The sequence below is a fragment of the Cupriavidus sp. SIMBA_020 genome (assembly GCF_046535395.1).
Classification (GTDB): Bacteria; Pseudomonadota; Gammaproteobacteria; order Burkholderiales; family Burkholderiaceae; genus Cupriavidus; species Cupriavidus campinensis.
Genome location: NZ_JAWRWU010000088.1, coordinates 1 through 431, shown reverse-complemented (window position 1 = coordinate 431; position 431 = coordinate 1). Strand labels below are relative to the sequence as shown.

At 56.4% G+C, this 431-nt stretch carries 1 protein-coding gene; it reads right to left on the bottom strand.

The annotated features are described in order from the left end of the window. On the bottom strand, window positions 1-431 hold a 431-nt coding region (locus SB751_RS28265), incomplete at both ends, for an ATP-binding protein (RefSeq protein WP_410748819.1).

The window sequence follows — 431 nt, the reverse complement described above, 5'->3', positions numbered from 1 at the left end:
GCGTGAAGCGGTCAAGCAGAGCAGTAGTCATCTTCGCATCGCCAAACACGCTCGACCACTCGGTGAAGCTAAGGTTCGTTGTCACAACGATGCTTGTATGTTCGTAAAGCTTTGAGAACAGGTGGAACAGTAGTGCGCCGCCGGTCTGGGTGAACGGCAGGTAGCCGAGTTCGTCAAGGATGACGACGTCTGTATACATCAGCCTGTTGGCGATTTGCCCTGGTTTTCCAGCGGCTTTCTCTGCTTCGAGCTGGTTCACCAGTTCAACGGTAGTGTAGAAGCGCACGCGCTTTGCGTGGCGCTGTACGGCTTCGATGCCAAGCGACGTAGCCAGATGGGTTTTGCCCGTACCTGGCCCGCCAATGAACACGACGTTCTGCGCCGATTCGCAGAACTCTAACGTGTGGAGTTCACGCACGAGCGGCTCGTCC